This window comes from Candidatus Stygibacter australis, from assembly GCA_030765845.1.
Lineage (GTDB): Bacteria > Cloacimonadota > Cloacimonadia > Cloacimonadales > TCS61 > Stygibacter > Stygibacter australis.
Map to the genome: position 1 here is coordinate 1 of JAVCDJ010000226.1, position 19649 is coordinate 19649.

The 19649-nt window shown below is 39.1% G+C and carries 15 protein-coding genes; 5 read left to right on the forward strand and 10 right to left on the reverse strand.

Going from position 1 to position 19649, the window contains the following annotated elements:
* The 5 genes from RAO94_11530 to RAO94_11550 all read right to left on the reverse strand — a co-directional run.
* Positions 1-1620, reverse strand: a 1620-nt coding sequence (locus RAO94_11530) for a hypothetical protein (GenBank protein ID MDP8322971.1), incomplete at its 3' end; no start/stop codon positions are given.
* A gap of 29 nt (positions 1621-1649) precedes the next feature.
* A complete protein-coding gene (locus RAO94_11535; protein ID MDP8322972.1) occupies positions 1650-3902 on the reverse strand; it encodes a choice-of-anchor Q domain-containing protein in 2253 nt (750 codons plus the stop codon).
* Between the two features lie 68 nt (positions 3903-3970).
* Positions 3971-6457 carry a T9SS type A sorting domain-containing protein gene (locus RAO94_11540; GenBank protein ID MDP8322973.1) on the reverse strand — a complete coding sequence of 829 codons (2487 nt, stop codon included), beginning with the start codon at positions 6455-6457 and terminating at the stop codon, positions 3971-3973.
* 152 nt (positions 6458-6609) lie between these two features.
* Positions 6610-6768, reverse strand: a complete 159-nt coding sequence (locus RAO94_11545; GenBank protein ID MDP8322974.1) for a hypothetical protein — start codon at positions 6766-6768, stop codon at positions 6610-6612.
* A 167-nt stretch (positions 6769-6935) separates the two neighbouring features.
* Complete coding sequence (locus RAO94_11550; protein ID MDP8322975.1) at positions 6936-9206, reverse strand: tetratricopeptide repeat protein; 2271 nt, start codon at positions 9204-9206, stop codon at positions 6936-6938.
* A 364-nt stretch (positions 9207-9570) separates the two neighbouring features.
* Here RAO94_11550 and RAO94_11555 point away from each other — a divergent pair, with 364 nt between their 5' ends.
* On the forward strand, positions 9571-10467 hold the full coding sequence (locus RAO94_11555) for a hypothetical protein (protein MDP8322976.1): 897 nt from the start codon (positions 9571-9573) through the stop codon (positions 10465-10467).
* A gap of 29 nt (positions 10468-10496) precedes the next feature.
* On the opposite strand, the gene RAO94_11560 is transcribed toward RAO94_11555, so the two are convergent.
* Genes RAO94_11560 through RAO94_11580 form a run of 5 tightly spaced genes read right to left on the reverse strand, consistent with a single transcriptional unit; the run spans position 10497 to position 16023 of the window.
* Positions 10497-10952, reverse strand: coding sequence for a GNAT family N-acetyltransferase (locus tag RAO94_11560; protein ID MDP8322977.1), 456 nt, complete (start codon positions 10950-10952; stop codon positions 10497-10499).
* Positions 10949-11737: an endonuclease/exonuclease/phosphatase family protein gene (locus tag RAO94_11565; GenBank protein ID MDP8322978.1), complete on the reverse strand. Its 789-nt coding sequence runs from the start codon at positions 11735-11737 to the stop codon at positions 10949-10951. Before RAO94_11565 ends, RAO94_11560 begins: the two co-directional genes overlap by 4 nt.
* A gap of 1 nt (position 11738) precedes the next feature.
* The gene (locus tag RAO94_11570) at positions 11739-12311 is read right to left on the reverse strand and encodes a L,D-transpeptidase (protein ID MDP8322979.1); all 573 of its coding nucleotides are present in this window, start codon (positions 12309-12311) and stop codon (positions 11739-11741) included.
* A gap of 2 nt (positions 12312-12313) precedes the next feature.
* Positions 12314-13675: a beta-N-acetylhexosaminidase gene (locus RAO94_11575; GenBank protein MDP8322980.1), complete on the reverse strand. Its 1362-nt coding sequence runs from the start codon at positions 13673-13675 to the stop codon at positions 12314-12316.
* A gap of 11 nt (positions 13676-13686) precedes the next feature.
* Positions 13687-16023, reverse strand: coding sequence for a CotH kinase family protein (locus RAO94_11580; protein MDP8322981.1), 2337 nt, complete (start codon positions 16021-16023; stop codon positions 13687-13689).
* Positions 16024-16367: 344 nt separating this feature from the next.
* On the opposite strand from RAO94_11580, the gene RAO94_11585 reads away from it, so the two are divergent.
* From RAO94_11585 to xseB, 4 genes are read left to right on the forward strand one after another with little or no spacing between them, the layout of a single operon-like run.
* The gene (locus RAO94_11585) at positions 16368-16679 is read left to right on the forward strand and encodes a type II toxin-antitoxin system HigB family toxin (protein ID MDP8322982.1); all 312 of its coding nucleotides are present in this window, start codon (positions 16368-16370) and stop codon (positions 16677-16679) included.
* Entirely contained in the window at positions 16661-17890 is a 1230-nt protein-coding gene (locus RAO94_11590) for an ImmA/IrrE family metallo-endopeptidase (GenBank protein MDP8322983.1), read from the forward strand. Before RAO94_11585 ends, RAO94_11590 begins: the two co-directional genes overlap by 19 nt.
* 12 nt (positions 17891-17902) lie before the next feature.
* Positions 17903-19297: an exodeoxyribonuclease VII large subunit gene (xseA, locus tag RAO94_11595; protein MDP8322984.1), complete on the forward strand. Its 1395-nt coding sequence runs from the start codon at positions 17903-17905 to the stop codon at positions 19295-19297.
* Positions 19275-19505 carry an exodeoxyribonuclease VII small subunit gene (gene xseB / locus RAO94_11600; protein MDP8322985.1) on the forward strand — a complete coding sequence of 77 codons (231 nt, stop codon included), beginning with the start codon at positions 19275-19277 and terminating at the stop codon, positions 19503-19505. The genes xseA and xseB overlap by 23 nt, the downstream gene beginning before the upstream one ends.
* Positions 19506-19649 lie beyond the last annotated feature (144 nt).

Consider the following 19649-nt stretch of genomic DNA (forward strand, 5'->3'; position numbering starts at 1 on the left):
TGCCCCAGAACTAAAAGCATCCTCGGCATCCTGGGTGTCTTCTAGAAAATAACATACCCAGTTCTCATCTTTTCTCACATCTACTGTTATATCTGTTTCAGGATCGATCACATCTCCAAAAACACGTAAATATGAACTGCTTAATCCGCTGTCCCAGACTTTGATCTTATAACCCCTGATGCTGTTGATTAAATTAGCGCATGGATCTGTATCCCAATCATAATATTCATATTCATTATTCCATTCTCCATACAAACTACTTGTTGATAAAAGGTAATACACTTCGATCTCTTCCGGATTATCTGTATATTCTAATAAGTCTAACATGTCTGTTGCTTCCACATATTCACCATTATTTTCCCCATCAGTAACATCAAGCCGCGGAAATCCTATCCAGTTAATATTAACTGTTGCTCCATCACTTTCCAGAAATCTCGCCAGATCATGATCATCTCCTGTAAAATAACCCATGTCAGACACTGTGCCATCGTCATCATGGTCAAAACTCGGATCTCCTGAATCTATACAAGGACTTTCCTGCTCCAAATGGTAATCATCACTACCAGCATCTACAAATTGCGGATCTCCGGTTATATTATTAGTATCTCCTGCTCCTGCATCATTCAAGGTCACATTGCAGCAATTGTAATCTATATCAAATTCAGTAGGAATTGTTGCACTGTTATCCATAAACCCATCAAAAGAGTGAAATATATTATTTACAATTTCTGTGGGTACAAATTCATTAGTTGCGTTTGCAAATACATACTTGGTAAATCCGGAAGAGCAATATAAAGTATTATTGGTAAACGATATCTCTGAATCATTTGGATCACTTGGTTTTTCAATGCAAAGTGCATATGCTCCATTTAAAAGGTCAAAAATGAGATTCTCCTTTATTTCTACTTCTGTATCTCCACTACAATCAAGCAGTATGGCATATTTACAATCACTGATTGTGTTATTACTTATTTCACATGCGTATTCACTATCGATATGAATTCGTGAACAGATTGCATAATCTGAAGTTCCTGTAAATATATTATCGGTTATTATTATTTGATCTGAATCAACACAATTAATTAATTTGCAAGGATTTTGATAATTAGGAGCTTGAATTCCATTAAATGTACAACCACTGATATCTACTATTTCTATCATATTTGTATCTACTAATCTGTTATAGTTAGCAGAATCTCCTTCGAATTCGCAATCAATTAAAGTTAGACTCGTACTGCCTCCTCGACTTGCTGATGCATAAACAACCTTTTCATCATCTTCATTTTTTATTGTTAAATTCTCTAATGCGACTTGATAATTACCTGAAAGTGTATATAATATCGTAGTATTTCCAGTACGATTTTTAATGGACACATCTCCAATACCTATCATTCTTAGATTTATGTCATTTATTGTTATATCCTCTTCCCAATCATCTCCACTGCTGGGATAGATTTCAATTGTATCTTCATATACATATTCATGCTCAATATCATCGATAGCATCCTGGATACAATCATAGTCACCACCCTGTCCGGGTGGCTTTACAGTTACCACGGCTCCCAAAATAAAGGGTATTATGATAAAAACAGCTATTATCACTGATTTTACTTTACACATTGCCTACTCCTTTAAGCATTTTGACAATACTAATTAATAATAGCCACCTTCTGCTGCTCTTGATAATTCCCAGCAAGTTTAATTCTCACGTAATAGATTCCGCTGCTTACTTTATTCCCTCTCTCATTCTGCAGATCCCAGTCTGCCTGATATACTCCTGCCTGCTGGCAGTAAATATTATAAACACTCCTCACCTTTTGCCCTTTGGCATTATATATATCAAACTGGATATCTCCTTCTCTAACACCTCTCCAGCTTATGGTTACTGTCCCCTTTCTTAAACTGCCAGATACTGCCGGGTTGGGATATACATATAGCTGTTGATCGGCGTTGATAACAGCGTCATCTGTTCCGCTGCCCCAGGGGTTGAATTCAAAGGCACCAATATCCACTGTCCTGCCTGTAATCCTCAGATTTCCTGCCAGATCCGTCTCAGGAAGCTCAATATCATAAGGTAGCTCTGTTGTTCCTGCATCTATCAAAGGGGAAAAGGCTATCGGAACATAATCCTCATCCACCATCGGATCACAGTCAATATTCCCATCCAGCCAGTTCAAGGTTGAGGGATAATCACCCACCAGAGGTATCCCTGATTCTCCCCCTTCGATCAATGAATGGGAAACTGTTATTGTACTCCCCAGAATACCTCCATCTCCTGTATCTGCGGATACTTCATATCCGTCATTTCCATAAATCAGACTATTATAAATATTGTAATTACCGCCCAGTTGCGCATTTACGCAACCTAATAAATTGGTGTAATCATCGCAGGAATTATTCATGATCGTGCAATTTACTATATTTGTTTCGGCATAACCATTTGTATCAGAGTTATACGTCCAGATCCCGCGTCCATCAGTCTCACATAAATTGTCTACAATTAAAGTGTTTATTACATCCAGTCTCGACCTTTCGCCTGTATGATCATAATTTCTATGATGAAACCCGGAACCAGAATTGATTACCTGGCAGTTTACGATTTTGCTGTGATTTCCAGGTGCACTATTATATCCAATTAAACCACTTGATCCATTTTCTATAAGAATATTTCTTAATTCAAATTCAATGCTTTCTGTCACTTTTATTGATGCTACTTCAATATCAATGAATTTCAGATTTTCAAATACAATACTCATTGGTTCCATATCCTGCTGAAATATTCGAATCACCTTCCAGGGACTAGATGGTCCATTTATAAAAGTGATATTCTTTATTTCATACTCAAATCCACTATAATAATCTAAAATTATTTTTTGACCCTCTCCATCCCAGATCACGTTTTCCTCACAATCACCCACTATATTCACATGGGACTTCAGGTTTAAAGGAAATAACTGACCATTTAGACTTGAACTATAAATGCCTCCCTGTAAAAAAATAGTATTCGGATCATCCGGGTTGGATACTATTCTGGTTATTGCTCCGGCAATTGTCTGCATCGGTTCTTCTGGACTTGTTCCGCTGTTATTGTCATTTCCATCCGGGGATACAAACAAATCTCCATCGTAAAATTCATAATATGCAGTGGTCACATGTAAATCAAGATATTCCCAATTCAGATTGAATCCATCATCGCCAGCTCCTATGAAATATCTATCCGGATCCAGGCAACTGAAAGTATCCAGATATGCTTCAAAATTTACAGGATTCTCTAAATCTATCAATCTGTACATATCACAATAAGCGCCCCCATAGTTCCCATAAATATTGCATAAATTATTGGTATCGAATGAAATCTGAGCTTCATCTCCAATAACTATCCCACCATATTTCTTTTCACTTACGTTAAAACAAATTGATGATCCTGAAAGAAATATATGAGAATCATACTCACAGTATATACCGCCGCTGAGCAAGGAAGCTTTGTTACGCAAAATATCACAATTTATTATATCTAAATATGATCTGCTTATAGATATTCCACCCCCATAATTATTATATCCATTTTGTATAGTAAAGCCAATAATTTTTGTTCCTTCTCCCTCATAATTCTCCACTGTCACCACGCATCCATTCTCATTACCATCTATAATCGTTGAATCTATATACACATCCTCTCCGGTTACCAAATATAAGCTGCCAATAACTAAAGTTTTTCCCATATAATCGATATTCTCGTAATATATCCCGGGATATACAAGGATTGTATCATTATTGGAACCTGCTAAAATTGCCTCCTGGATTACAGTAAAATCTCCTGTACTGTCTTGGGCAACAGTTATTGTGTCAGCTAGCACAAAATATGTGGAAAATAAGATAAAGATTATTATATATTTGCTCATCAATTCTCCTTATGGCAGGCAGATGCTCACGCACCTGCCTGCTAATTATTAGCTTAACATTGCTTCATTTATTTCAGTAAAACGATTTTGCTGACCTGTTCATCATAAGGAGATATCAGTCTGATAAAGTAAACTCCTCCACTGACCTGCTTTCCATTATTATCAAGCCCTTTCCAGACCTTTTCTATTCTTTCACCTTCTGTGCAATATGCATTCTCTATGATGGTTCTAACCTTTTGTCCTTTCAGGTTATATATAACCAAATCATATTTTCCATATTGCCCTGCCTGGAATGATAACTGCACAGTTGGATTAAAGGGATTAGGATAAGTTTTCAGGTTTGTTTCCAGTTCAGGAACCTGATCAGAGAGTGGTTCTCCAAACTCGATAAAGACATAATCTCCCAGATTGCCGGTTATAAGCCTGTCTGTGCTGTACTGGCTGAAGCTGTTATCTATTCTGTAATCCATAACCTTGGTTTCAGACCTGCCGTTATAAAAAACAAATTCCAATTCATAGCCGGGTTCTTCTTCAAGCACATAAGCTCGTAATTGAAAGAGACTGTCACTATCTACCACTTCTGCACCCTTGCAGACATTATCAACATATACGGCAACTTCCAGAGGTACTTCTGTGAATTCCATAAAGATCGGGAAATATTCGATATCTTCATTATAACTGAACTGGGTGGGTTCCGGTCTTTCATAGGGTTCTATAATATCCCGTGCTGGCTGTTGCCACTGGAAACTGAAATCCCGGGCTACTACATCTCTTATAATAACTGTCTCTCCATAACGGAGAGTTGCATTTCCGGGCCAGGTCCAAGTCCCCCCGTTTTTTGTTGCTGTCCAATTCTTGGTCCATATCTTGTCTAATTGCGAGAGTGTGGTAGAATCAAAGGCATCTTCAGCATCCTGGGTATCTTCCGGAAAGTAACAGAACCAGTTCTCATCTTCACTCACATCCACTGTAATATAAGTATCTGCTTCAATTACATGACCAAATACTCGCAAAAGAGAAGTTTCTGAGGCATCATCCCATACTTTAACCTTATATCCTCTGGTACTCTTCACTAATGAACTGCTTGGATCTGGATCCCAGTCATATTCATTTGTATCCCAATCTCCATGCAAATCTTCATAATCAGGATCATTGTTCTGATACCAGACTTCAATTGGGTCAGGACGATCAGGATATTCAAAATAATCAAACATATCAGTGGCTTCCACGAATTCACCACCATTCTCATCTCCTACCACATCCAGCCGGGGAAATCCCCGCCAGACATAAGTCTCATCCCCAGTTTCACTTTCGATAAAGATCACATTATCATGATCTCTTGCCACCAGACAGCCCATATCACATTCGGTACCGTCTGCATCTTCATCAAAACTCTGGTCTCCTGAATCCATACAGGGACTGTCCCAGTCCAGATTATAATCATCACTACCGGCATCTACAAATTGTGGATTCCCGGTTATATTATTAGTATCTCCTGCTCCTGCATCATTCAAGGTCACATTGCAGCAATTATAATCAATATCAAAAGCCTCGGGTATTGCTGTATCATCCCGTATAATATAATCAAATCCCCAGAAAATATTATTTGTTATATCAGTATCAGGATATTCCATACCTTCTTCCGTTACATCACCAAAAATCGCGACAACAAGAGTATTATCAGGATCAGGTACAAATGTATTATTTAGAACTGATATCTCAACATCATCATCACCATCAGTTGCTAAATATATTGGATAATCATAATTGTTAAGAAAGTCTTGAATATCATATACAAGATTATTACTGATTTCAAGTTGTACATCATAATCATAGCATGAAATATGACATAAACTACGACAACCTATAAATACATTACCATCAATCAGATTATTGTACGCTGATGTTCCATTTAGATCAAAATATAATGATCCTCCGGTGATTTGATTATCAGTAAATACAATTTCTCTGCAATTCTGATTTATACCATGGCAACGGATTGCATTGAAATCTCCATATTCATTCTCAAAAACACAATCAGTTATTGTTATTTGAAAAGCGTTTTCTATGGATATCATATCTGGATTACTGCTCGCACCATAATTTGTAAATGTGCATTCTGAGAAATCTAATGATGTACGCTGGGTATCATAAATCAGTCTGATTATCATATTATTACTTGTATGACTCAAAGTCAGGTTTTCAAGAGTAATCGTGTAATATACTAAACCAGTGAAATTAAGATATAATGTCTCTGCAGTTAATGCAGCACCCCTGATTGTTACATCCCCTATTCCTACCATATGAACTGATTTATTATAGATCATAATCGAATTCTGAACCCAGTCACCTGTACTACAAGGATATATCCAGATACAATCCCCATCTTCAAATTCCCCTATTGCATCCGGAATGTTATCAAAAGCATCTACTCCCCAGGTATGCCCACCGGCATTTTCTGATGAATATTCATCATCTACATAAAGAATTGTAGAACATAAAATCACGGGTAAAAGGGCGAATAACATTACTATATATTTTTTTAAGTTGCGCATAATGCACTCCTCTATATTTTATTCTCAGGTTATTTAACTTAGCTGCCTGTTCATGCCTATGTGTTCGGGCAGCGTCTTAATTTATGATATTTTCTACTAATATTCTAAAATTCTTCACTGACATTTGTGTTTACAGCTTTTTAATTAAGTTATCATTTGTTGAGCGTCTCAAAACGCTCAGCCCCAACCGCAGAACCTGCCATGAAGTACTCTAACTGCATATATATATATAGACATACTGCATTTTTATTGTATCTGCCAAACAACTTCATCGTTCCTCCCGATTGCTGGTTCAAACATATTCCATTCATAGATTCCCTGTCAATGTTTTTCTTCATGTTATATGTATAATAATATTTAACACTTGTTTATTTTTTCATAATAGAAATATTTCACTACGTAAAAGGTTTATCAATTAGTACTAAAGAAAACCGCTCAGAATCACCATGTTTCGTTATCTTCAATAAATTAAGGGGGTTTAAGTCTCCGTTTTTGCCTGCAATTCTATCTTAAAAACTGTTCCGGCCTCGCAGTTTACGCTGATCTCTCCTTTCATTTTCTCATTTATAATGGTTTTGGATATGTATAAACCTAATCCCGTACCCTTATTATCAAGTTTTGTTGTATAATATGCTTCAAAAATATGAGGTAAAACAGTTTCTGGTATACCTTTTCCATTATCTTTGATCTCAATGATAACCTTTTCATCTTCTTTTATGAGACTTACCCAAACCTGCTTATCCAATAGATCATTATCTTCCTCCAGTGCTTCTCTGGCATTATTTAATATATTAATGATCACCTGTGAAAGCTCATTAGGAAATCCCTCTACAGAACACCCTTCTTCCAGCTCCAGATTTATCTCAATATCATCAGCATCAAAGCTTTTGCTGATCAACTTCAAAGTAGTTTCTATCACTTCACCAGGATCAAAAATGGATTTTGTAGTTTCAGGTCGAAAGAAATTGCGGAAATCATCAATAGTTTTTGCCATATACTTAACCAGCTCAAAAATATTGGAAGTTCCCTCCACAAGGGCAACTTCATCCAGTTCATCAAAAGTATAGGAATCTGCCAGATTCTGGGCTATTAATCCGATTGAATTCAAAGGCTGTTTCCACTGATGGGCAATAAATCCTATCATCTTTCCCATTTCCGCCTGACGTGACTGTGCTGCCATGAGTGTGTCTTTCTTACGTAATTCTTCTATTCCTTCGTCCACCTGCTGCTCCAGGTTATCTTTCAAAAGCGTCAGTTCTGCATTCGCTTTTGCTAATTCAATGTTCTTAAGCCGATAGATCTCTGCTTCTTTTTCCCGTTTATCAAATTCATATTTTGCCTGGATATCCTCTATATGCCGCTTACTCTCCAGATTCTCAAGGTGATACCTGATTTCAGTAAATTTCTTAAAATAATTATGCGCTTTTTGATAATCTCCTGTCTGTTCGAATAATTCACTTAAAACATTATAACCATCCTTGATCAGAGTTTCCACTCCTGTTTCTTCTGCCAGTTTCAAACCGCGTAAAGTAATTTCCTCAGCAGCTTCATACTCTTCCAAATTTAGATGAATACCTCCGAGATTGATCAAGTTTGCCGCTGTTCCTGGTTTATCTCCTAATTCTTCATACAGCTTAAGTGATTGATTGTAGTTTGCTCTTGCCTGCTCAAGATCACCTTCATCCATATAGGATAATCCGATCAGCGAATATGTGGTGGCAAGCCCGGATTTGTCATCTATTTCCAGTTCAATATCCAAGGCTCGCATTTTACATTCCATTGATTTCTCTGGCTGACCTGTTTTTTGATATGCCAGACCCAGATTTTTTAAGGAATGAGCAATTGCCGATTTGTCAGACATCCGCTCCCGAATCTCAAGAGCCTGATGATGATATGGCAGTGATTTCTCATAGTCCTCCAGATTGAAATAGATCAAACCAATATTATTCAAGATACTGGAGCGCGTATGATCATCTCCCAGCTCCTCACTAACCTTCAAAGATTGCAGGTAATTATCGATCGCTTTTTCATTACTGCCCTGCATAAGGTAAAGATTTCCGATATTATTCAGCAGTTTAGACATGCTGATCCTGTCACTCAATTCAGTGAAAATGCTTAACGATAGCTGGTAATGAGCAAGGGCAGAAACAAGATTACCCTGATTCTTATAAATTACACCTATATAATTATGTAATTTGGCTTCCTCATTTTTATCATCAAGTTCTCTGCTCAATTCCAGGGACTTTTGGTAATACTCTAAGGCTAATTCATATCTGCCCTGCTTCCAGGATAATAATCCCATTCCAGTTGAGCTTCTTGCTATGATTTTTATTTCTCCCTGTTTATCTGCCAGTTCCAGTGATTTAAGGAAATTTTCTTCAGACTTTTTATAATCGTTCCTTTTCCAGTATATCAGTCCAATATTATAGTACCCCAGAATTATTGTCTCTATATCTTCCTCATTAAAAGCACATTCCCGCAGCTTTTCATAATATCCCACGGCATTTTCAAAGTTTCCCTGCCGAAAATGCAGCTCTCCCAGATATTTGTAAACTCTTTGCAGTAATTCATATTCTCCCAGTTTCTGAGCTTTCTCTTCTGCTTGTTCACCGTATGAAATGCTTTTATCTTTATCCTCGGCTTCTGCAGTTTCTGATAGTTGCAATAATAATTCGATCTGCTGCTTCAGATTATCTTCTTCTCCAGATATACTCATATATTCTCTTTCAAGATATTTCAGCTTTTCCATCTGGCTTCCTTTGTCTTTTTAGTAATTCCCAATTTCCCATGGCAATTATTTCTTTTTTGCATATTTAAGGCAATATATTTCTATCTTAGCTTACTTTCTTAAATCCCACCTCTATAAGCCCTATACACCCTATATGACCTATATGCCACCTCTAATCTTTGGCTAAGCAATAATCTGAGGCCACCTGCACTCCAAACGACACCACATTTTGTTGTTGAGTCGTTTGGAGTGCAAGGGGAGCATTTGTGGTTCGGGGGTGACTTGAAGTTGGGAAAAAAGTTGTTGTCTGGGACAGGATATTGATTATTTTATTTAGTGGTAAGTCGAACTCTCATGGCAAACTCCTAAGGCATAAGGAGTGATCATGAAAAAGAAAGTAATTTTAGAAGGAAGAGGATTAGACCGGTTTTTCAATATGCATGGCAGGCGGGGTGACACCGTATATCGGCGGAAGCGGAACGGTGAATATGAGCAGTATGCCTTTGAATATCATCCACCTGGGGGCAATTCACCCTTGAAGGACAGAACCTGTGTGCTGAACCGGTTTGCTAATACCATTTCTAACCCACAATATAAGGGATATTCTGCCATTTTACGTAAACTTTATTACTATACTCCATATTTTCTGACTCCGGGTGATTATGCTTTGCAAGGTCAAACTGTGTTTTTTGTACGACAGGCGGGGAATTATCAGCTTGAATGGTCAGGTAGTGGTGGAATAAGCTGGCAGCAGAAGATCTGCCGGCGAACCCTGGTGAAGATCAGTTTCAATGAATCGGGTGAGCAGCAATTAGTATTAAAATTAAATGGTGTGGAGCACTGCGCAAGGAAGTTCATTATCCTGAGTAGTGAGGCTGATATACAGGCAGTTTATACTAATTGGCTGGATGAGCATCTGGAAGAAGTTCTGGCTCAGCCTGAGCCGGTTTACAGTCGAGTGAAGATCTATCGGCGGGGTCTGGAGCCTCGGACGAATGTCATGCAGGGCTTAAGCGGAACATACCAGAGTCAGATCTATTACTGGCACAAAAACAGCGAGATCAGTTTCCTGCGCAAAAATTATGATCATAGTGCAAATAGGCAGAGTCAGCTATTCAAGGAGCAGAAAGCGTTAGCAATATCAGCGTGGAATGCAGAGACCGAGGAATATAAAGCAAAGTGGACGCAGGAATTCTGGCAGTGGTATGAGGCAAAATACAGGAGCTTAAATCGGATGATGACACCTTTTATGTGGTATGTGAGCTATCACTGCAGAATATAAGCTGACGACTTCTATTGAGTAGCTATGCCCTATTTAGTGAGTGATTTGTACATTTTATAGTGCGGGATACCGATTTCCAGGAATTGCTCACTGCAGATACTATAATCAAGTTTGAGGTAGAAATCAGTGACGTAATCTCTGGCATTGAGTACTATCTCGATAGCTCCATTTTGTCTTAATGCGGCTTCACAGAAAGCGACCAGTTTTTTGCCAATACCCAGGTGCTGAAGATCTTCACGTATGCAGACCTGGCGCATTTTATATACCTTATTTTCTAAAGGCACCAGGCAAAGACAGGCGACAATCTGGTCATTGATCCTGCCAATGATGTGGATCTGATCTGTTTCATCTTCCATTTGTGCTTTGGTATATTTCAATCCGAGGGGTTGACGCAGGAGTTTATAGCGCAGATAGATAGCCTGACGGTATTCATTTGACCAGTGCGGCACTATCTGAAATTCAACTGGTTGAGAATATGGTATCATTTAAGCTCCAGTTCTATGAGGAGAGCAAGGTGGTCTGACAAATCATGAAAGGGTTGAATAGAGATACTTTCAAGGCTCTGAACAGCCAGTTTATTACCCCAGGCTTGATCAATTCGGCGAGTGGGTTCCTGAGCTGGAAATGTGAAACCCGGATTCTGGTTATTTGCTGTAACCCAGAGATCGGATAAACCTGCAGCAATTAACTGCTGCTGAATGGGGACATCGGGATCTGTATTATAATCACCGGCAAAGATAAGGGGTATATCAGGAAATCTGGCAGCTAATTGAGCGGTTTGGGTGGCATTACTGATTCGTGCTGCTTCATCAAGTCCCCAGTGCAGGTTTCCAATGATGAATTCGCTGTCTTTTCGCTTGAGCCGGCACCAGAAGATGCTGCGTTTATTCATGTCACGACTGGTGTCAGGCTTTGTCAGCAGGAAGTTACCATATTCCAGAATGTTGAGATTTGTAATAAAAGATTTTCCTTCCCAGATGACCTTATCATCAAGGGAGGGATATGAATATTTTGTGGGATAGTACATAGTGGGTTGAGTGATGATACGAAAATCCAGGAATTTTTTTTGCGAGTGTAGCAGCGCAAGGAGTTCTTCAGCGGAATTTTGATAAGAGATTTGGCAGGTTTTTTGCTGAGGATTAAAGCGAACTTCCTGTAATGAGATCAGGTCTGGCTGCATTTTGATCAGCATTTCGCAAATCCGCTGTCGTCTATTTTCCCAACCGGGATGGTCATCATAATTAGCGATGTTCAGCGAGATAATTTTCATATTAATCAATAGATTCTCTGATAACTACTTTGATATGATAATCTGGCAGAGATTTAAGGAAATCCACCAGTTCTACCAGTTCTTTATTGTGCATTCGGATACAGCCGCGGGAAGCGAGAGTGCCAATGGAATCTTCATCATGTGTACCGTGAATACCAATACCCGTCCAGGTGTTACCGGAAAGGGTTTGAGTGGCATTTGTTTCAAGACGGATAAACCAGGGACCATAGGCTTTTATGGGACCTTTGCCGTCACCAAAATCATATTCCCACCAGGAAGCGACCTGGATTTTCTCGATAGCAAAATCACCATCAGGAGTTCGCTTATCACCCACTTTTTGTTTATCTCCGGGAATTTTACCCAGAGCAACCTGATATTTGTTGATAACCTGGTTGCCTTGATAAAGCTTCATATTGAATCGGGATTTATCTATAACAATACTATACTCATTCATATTGGAATCCTCAATCTTATTATTTTGTAATTCTGCTTCTTCCGTCTGAGCATGCAAATTTATAATAAATACCATGGATAGCATAAACATGCACAGCAGGAGAGTTATATTTAACTTCATAATTACTCACTTTTCTGGCAGGGGTTTACGGAAAGGCTTTTCAAGTAAGCTGTTTGAGCTTTTGCTCTGGCCAGAAATTCTGCCGGATTGGATTTATTTTTGGACCAGCCGGTTTCAGCAATAGCCAGTGCGCGGGGAAATGCCATATATGACACCTGATCCGGGTAGGTAATTCTTTCTGTCCAGATATTACCCTGTACGCCCAGGATCAGAGCTTTATTGGTATCTTTATCAATAGCAGCCAATGGGTCATAGGAATATGTTCTGGAAAGTGTGGTTACGCCAAAGCTGCCATGTTCTGCTTCAGCGCTGGTTTGTTTCCAATCAAAGTAATAAAAAAGATTGGGGGTGAGTACCATCTGATGCTTACGGGCAAGAGCAATTTTGATGGCATCAATACCATCACCACGCCAGACCATGACTATATTATCTGTCGGCAGTTCTGCACCTAATATTTCGTCCCAGCCAATCATTGCCTTGCCTTTTGTTTGCAGGAACTCAGCAATTTCTGTGGTAAACCATTTTTGCAGATCAGTTACGCTTTGCAAACCGACTTCTTTTGCCTTTTGAATGCAATGAGGGCATTTCTCCCAGCTTTTGGTGGGGCATTCATCACCACCAGTATGCAGCCAGCGGGAAGGGAATAATTCGCAGACTTCTGTGAGAATATCTTTTAGGAATGAGAGCGTTTCCTCTTTGCCTACGCAGAATACCTGATCAAATACACCCCAATCTGTGGTAATATTAGTTTCTTCTGCATTACAGCCAAATTGAGGATAGGCAGTGATAGCAGCCCTTGCATGACCAGGCATCTCGATTTCGGGAATTATCTCAATATGCAGCTGAGCAGCAAAATCAATAATTTCTTTTATCTCTGCCTTGGTATAAAATCCGCCATAAGTGTCTCCCTGCTCATTCTTGCGCCAGGCACCAATATCGGTCAGCAGGGGATATTTATCAATTTGAATGCGCCAGCCTTGGTCATCTGTGAGATGCCAGTGAAACCTGTTGAGCTTATAGGCAGCCATAGCTTTCAGCAGAGTTTTGATGTAATCAGTAGAAAAGAAATGCCGGCTTACATCCAGATGCAGTCCGCGCCAGGAGAAGGCAGGGCTGTCAATGATCTTCAGGCAGGGCAAGTGGTTATCATATTGATGAATCAATTGAGATAAAGTAGCACGAGCATAAAACCTGCCGGTGCTATCTGAAGATGAAATAACTATTTTCTCGGGAGAGATAGTGAGTTCATAGCCTTCGGGAGCAATTTTGGAATTGATGACATTTTCGACATTATCCAGATCAAGGCAATAGCCTTCTAATAATTTAAGTGATTGAGGGTATGGGATTAATTGAGGTGCTTTCATATTGAGTTTCCTTATTTCAGCAGGAGACATTTCCGAATAGCTGATACTTTGTGATCAAGGCTCAATTTATAGAAATATATTCCTGAACTAACGCTTTTATTTTGCTCATCTTTGCCGTCCCATATCACTTGATGAGTGCCTGATTCCAGCAGGGAGTTAGTGAGTGTGATCACTTTTTGTCCTTTAGGATTATAAATATCCAGATTTATGTAAGCGGGTTCGGCAAGATTAAAAGTAATACTGGTGATCGGGTTGAAAGGATTGGGATAATTTGCCAGAGCTAATGATGAAGGGATTTCCTCCAGATCATTGCTGACGTCATCATTGGCATCTCCGGGAGTGGGCTGCATAAAACCCCACAATTCAGAGCCGTCTGGTATCCTGCCATAAGATATATCAGAAGATTGCTCTGAGAAATTTATTGCATCAAGGGTGGTATTGCCGTCACTATGAGTGAGGACAATATCTTCACCATCAGCTGAAAGCTTGAAATTTGTATGCAGATCGCCCTGCTCCTGGTCTTCATCACACCAGATCAGCAGCCAGCCTTGAGCGGGAATAATAATTTCATCCGGAAACTGCCATTTGAGAGGATTATCAGGATGATCAGTCAGATAATGCCCACTAAGGTCATAATCCTCTGCAGTGGAATTATAGAGCTCCAGCCAGTCGTCATATTCCCCGGCTTCATCGGGATTTGTGGCAGAATTACTCGCCAGAAATTCATTTATAAATATCTCACCAGTTGAGGCATTTGATCTTTGGATTTGAATGCGGTGGGAACGCGGAAAAACCTGCTCAGCTCCGACCAGATCAGTAGCCCGTATCTGAAACCAGCCATATTGCAGATCACCAAGAGGTGGAATACTTCCTGTCCAGCGGTCTGTTTCCTCTATTATAGTAGTATTATTCACAGGATCAAATTCCATTTGATAGATTTGGGGAGTTTCATCATCTTCAGGATAAAATTCCAGAGCAACCTGATCTAAACCGCAATTACTGAAAACTGAAATCTGCACATTCACAGGTTCATCAGGCATTACGGGAGTATCCTGCCAGTCCAGGGCATAAAGCACCGGATCAGCATCCACATAATATAGCTGCTGCTCTAAATTCTCAATGCGCTCAATAATAAACTGCTTGATGCCTTTTTTTACGTGCTGATTATAATAGCCCGTGGCAGAGTAGGAATTATGAAAATCATCCATGGTGAAACCGTAATCATAAGTGCGGAAACTGTCAGCTTCAGCAGATGCTGTGATCATATCCTTGAGACTGTCTATACGGGATTCCCAGAGAGGCAGGTCATATAAATTATCTGCATAAAATTCCAGGAAATGGGTATAAAGATTGTGATACTGATCATTTTCCATGAATACGTCAGCCAAAGGACGATCTGCATCAGGATGCTTGAATACATAAATGTCACGCTCAGTCCAGTCAATATTCATCCAGTCCACCCCAAAGGTGTTATCATAATCATAGGGAAAAATGTAAAACTTATCCTGAGAGGGTTCATGATAAATATAGTAATTATTTTTCCCATACCAGTAATCGTCCCAACTGCCTGTAAGTACATTTATAGCAAAATATTTGAGCACACCAGTTACATCGAGCATGGTCTCCAGCGAGTCCATTATGGCATTTGCCGGCGTATTACTAAGCACATCTATCAAACGGGCAAGCTGGGAATAATCGTCTAACTCTTCATTTCTTTTCAGTTCATAAACGCGTTGACCATTATTCATGAATTTGTATAAATCCGGGTCATCACCCAGATAGTTCAATCTCGCCAGATAATTGCATTTCCAGAGGTTACCGCTGTCATCCCTAAAGTTCTTTGCCAGGAATTCGTCATCCAAATGCTCGATATTCATATACAGCCCGTAATAGGCATCGTTGATATATACCTCAGTATAAGCAGCGCGGGAAGATGTCATGCCAATATTCTGATATATGTCCCAGCAAAGCTTGCTGCGGATGATGGAGGGGTCATTATGTTCACCATTAAGGTTCATTTTATCCACGTCATAGAATTCCCTGCCGGGCACAAATCCATTAAAAGATAATTTGAAGGACTTTTTCCAGGAAATCCGGGAAGTATTTCCCCGCAGCCGGAAACCTACATCTTCCACAGTTTCATCAATATTTGGATTGCTGAAATGGATAGTGGCATTATGCAGTGAATCGCTATAGACATTATTATACATCCAGATCATATCTGCAGGATCAACAGTAATTTCCACCTGGGCAACCTCACTGTCATCATATAGAAGCGGGGAATCATCACCCCACAAAGTGGCAGAGATCAGAAGCATAAGAAGCAGAGAAATTTTTATTAATTTCACAATATACCTATCCTTTCAGCATTTTTTGTGAATTTCTATTTCGGGTGAAATATGTCAACTGGGAATTATATATCTCCTCCGGAGAAAATATTTTTTACTGAGCTTTTCTTTACTGCAAATAATTAACCACTTGTGGTAAGTGAGTATCCAATGCAGCTAAGCAGGAGTTATGAACGGAACTCCGGGCAGAACTCCTGGCGATCAATACTATGTTTATATCATCCATTCGAGCATCATAGTTACTTTATTTGTTAACTAAACATAGTTTGCAAAATAAATAACTTGACATAAAAATCAACTCAATAATTATATTTTCAGTAAATAAGTATTGCGAAGCAGGTTAAATGATTGTTACTGGAAGAAAAATCGCTAAAGACTTTATAAATGAATTTTCAGAAGCTGAAAACTCAATAGAAGCTCTGCTGTTTGAGATGAAAAAGGCATCGTGGTCAACACCTAATGAATTGAAATCGCAGTATAGATCAGCAAGCATTATCGGAGCTGGCTGTGTAGTATTTAATATCTGTGGAAATAAATATCGGTTAGTAGCAAAAATAGAATATGAGAGTAAAATTGTCAGAATCCGATGGGCAGGAAGGCATAAGGAATATGAGAAATTGAAATTAAAGGAGACGAAATGTTTAAGCTCAAATTGATCAAAGATCAAAATGATTATCAAAACGCCTGCCTGCATTTAGATGGTCTTTTAGATAGAGACACATTGACTCTGGATAAGAGGGAAGAAATGGAATTGGTTGCTCATCTGATAGAAGAATATGAGGAGAAAGCATTTCCAATCGATAACCCATCTCCAATAGCAGCTATCAAGTTCAGAATGGAGCAGATGAATCTAAATCAAATGGATTTAGTACCATATATAGGTAATAAAAGCGTAGTCTCCAATATTCTCACTGGCAAACGTCCACTTACCCTAAAAATGATCCGGTCGCTCAATAAAGGACTCAAAATTCCACTTGAGGTTTTAGCACAAGAGGAAAGTATTAATTATATAAATCAGCCCTTAGACATCAACTGGGAGAAATTTCCCATCAAAGCAATGTTTGAAAAGGCTCGGGAAGTTTTTTTTCCTGATGTAAATGCTTCCTACCAGCAAATTAAAAACAATGTAGAACATTACTTACGTGATTTAATTGAGCCTTTTACCGAACTTGCTTCCGGGAAACCACTGTGCAGACAAAACCTGAGAATGAGTGATCGCTCCAATAATTATGCTCTGGCTGCCTGGGTTGCCGGCTGCCGTCGAATAGCGGATGAAGAAATCCTAAATAGTAATTATAAACCAGAGAACAAATCAAAAATCATTAATCAGTTAAAAGCTTTAACTAAATTTGATTCAGGACCCAAGCTGGCATTAGAACTATTGCAAAAAGAAGGGATACATGTAATAATCCTATCACATTTACCACGAACTTATCTGGATGGAGCGGTATTCCCTGCAAAAGATGGTAATCCAGTGATAGCATTAACTTTACGCTATGACAGAATTGATAATTTCTGGTTCACTTTGTTTCATGAACTTGGACATGTATTTTTGCATTTGAATTCTGATGATGACAAAGCCTGTTATCTGGACGATCTGGAAATGATTGCAGATATAGAAGAAGAAAAGAGCGCTGATTTATTCGCTTCTGAAAATTTGATTCAGGACGAATATCTGGAAAAAGCATCACTACTCACTAACTATTCAACAGAGAAAGTTATCGATTTTGCCAATAAGTACGACATTCATCCCTCAATTGTTGCTGGAAGAATACGTTATATAAACAAGAATTATAAAATCCTATGGAAGTTAGTTGGAAGTGGAAAGGTTCGTTACTTATTTGAAAACCAAACAAATACACGATAAGAGGGATTAGAAATGCAAAATTTCTTTCCGGTTTCGGCTGTTACAAAGCGGATCAAAGACTATCTGGCTCCGGCTATGGCAACGGAGTTCTGGGTGCGTGGTGAACTTTATAATGTTTCCAACCGGGGGGGACATTATTATGGTTCACTGATCGAAACTGATACTTCCGGCAGGACAGTTGCCAAAGTGGAAATCAGATTGTGGAGTGGTCAATTCCAGAGCATAAGGCGTAAATTTCAGCAGGCAGGGATGGAGCTGAAAATGACCAGCGGTATGCAGTATGGTTTTTTGTGCAAACTCACCTTTCATAATACCTATGGTCTGGCTCTGGAGATTAAAGATGCAGATCCGCAATTTAATCTGGGTGAAATGGAAAGACGGCGTCAGGAGATCATTAATAAACTGAAATCCGAAAATCGTTTTGAAATGAATAAACGGGTTCCTCTCACATTTCTACCGCAGAAAATCGGCTTGATCACCAGTGGTTCCAGTGCTGCCTACAGTGATTTTATGAAAACGCTCAATAGTTCACCCTGGGGCTTTATCATCTATCTGGCTGATGCCAGGATGCAGGGAGATGCCACAGAGGATACTGTGCTGAAGGCATTGGAAGTTCTCAGGCAGCTTGATCTTGACCTAGTGGTTATCACGCGGGGTGGCGGCAGCAAATCTGATCTATACAGTCTTGATAATCTGAAAATTGCTCTGGCTATCAGTGAATATCCACTACCTGTGTGGACCGGGATCGGTCATGAAATAGATACCAGTGTGCTGGATTATGTGGCGCATACAAGTTTTAAAACGCCAACTGCTGTGGCTGAGCATCTGGTTGCCAGGTATGACACACTTAAGGTAAATCTGGATAATTTTCAGGACAGACTTTATTATCACTGGCAGAAGGAATATAATCGCAATAATGAAGCTATCTCAGGGGCAGTGAATCTGCTGAGATCTGCACCACGCTATTACCTGCAGCAATTGAATTCCCGCCTGAATCAGACAGCAAGTCGTCTTCAAAATACCACTCTGATGCGGCTTAAGCGCTGGAGTCTGCTACTGAACAGCTTTATTCATAAATTGCGCTCATATCCTGACAGCCGATTACAGCAATTTGCCATAAAACTTCAATATCAGGTCAGTTCATTTCAATTATTCAAATACATCGGCTTGATCAATGAGCAATCGCGCAAATTGAAAGATTACCGCAGATTATTAAAAGCTAATGACCCTTTGAACAATCTCAGAAAGGGCTACACAATAGTCTATGACCAGCAGAAAAAAATAATCCGCTCCGTGCATGATATCAGTGCCGAGAGCGAAATCACTACTCGCTTTTCTGATGGTGAAATATCCAGTAAAGTAAATATAATCAAGGAGAATAAAAATGACAAAGCAGACAAATTATGAGGAGAAATTTAAAGAATTACAGGGAATCATAGATCAGCTTGACCGCCAGGAAACACCCATAGATGAACTGGCAGAAAAGGTAAAGCGCGGTACTTCATTGATCAAGGAATTGAATCAGAAATTGAAAGCTGTGGAAAAAGACGTGCGCGATGCATTCAAGGAACTTGAAGAATTAGATATGGAGCAAAACACTGACCTGAAAGGCTGAAGAATGCTCGATTTAAAATAATACTGTTCAGCTCTATGTTATAAGCAGGTTGTTATCTCTATTTAAATTATATTAATCAATTAATAAGTTTTTTTGTTGACAGTGAGTACAGTAATTGCACATTTTTCTATGAATATAATAATA

Bases quoted from the DNA above. Each gene is read 5' to 3' on its own strand.
- xseB (MDP8322985.1), top strand. From the start codon at position 19,275: ATGACAAAGCAGACAAATTATGAGGAGAAATTTAAAGAATTACAGGGA.
- RAO94_11550 (MDP8322975.1), bottom strand. From the start codon at position 9,206: ATGGAAAAGCTGAAATATCTTGAAAGAGAATATATGAGTATATCTGGA.
- RAO94_11545 (MDP8322974.1), bottom strand. From the start codon at position 6,768: ATGAATGGAATATGTTTGAACCAGCAATCGGGAGGAACGATGAAGTTG.
- RAO94_11585 (MDP8322982.1), top strand. From the start codon at position 16,368: ATGATTGTTACTGGAAGAAAAATCGCTAAAGACTTTATAAATGAATTT.
- RAO94_11555 (MDP8322976.1), top strand. From the start codon at position 9,571: ATGAAAAAGAAAGTAATTTTAGAAGGAAGAGGATTAGACCGGTTTTTC.
- RAO94_11570 (MDP8322979.1), bottom strand. From the start codon at position 12,311: ATGAAGTTAAATATAACTCTCCTGCTGTGCATGTTTATGCTATCCATG.
- RAO94_11560 (MDP8322977.1), bottom strand. From the start codon at position 10,952: ATGATACCATATTCTCAACCAGTTGAATTTCAGATAGTGCCGCACTGG.
- RAO94_11565 (MDP8322978.1), bottom strand. From the start codon at position 11,737: ATGAAAATTATCTCGCTGAACATCGCTAATTATGATGACCATCCCGGT.
- RAO94_11590 (MDP8322983.1), top strand. From the start codon at position 16,661: ATGTTTAAGCTCAAATTGATCAAAGATCAAAATGATTATCAAAACGCC.
- RAO94_11540 (MDP8322973.1), bottom strand. From the start codon at position 6,457: ATGCGCAACTTAAAAAAATATATAGTAATGTTATTCGCCCTTTTACCC.
- RAO94_11535 (MDP8322972.1), bottom strand. From the start codon at position 3,902: ATGAGCAAATATATAATAATCTTTATCTTATTTTCCACATATTTTGTG.
- RAO94_11575 (MDP8322980.1), bottom strand. From the start codon at position 13,675: ATGAAAGCACCTCAATTAATCCCATACCCTCAATCACTTAAATTATTA.
- xseA (MDP8322984.1), top strand. From the start codon at position 17,903: ATGCAAAATTTCTTTCCGGTTTCGGCTGTTACAAAGCGGATCAAAGAC.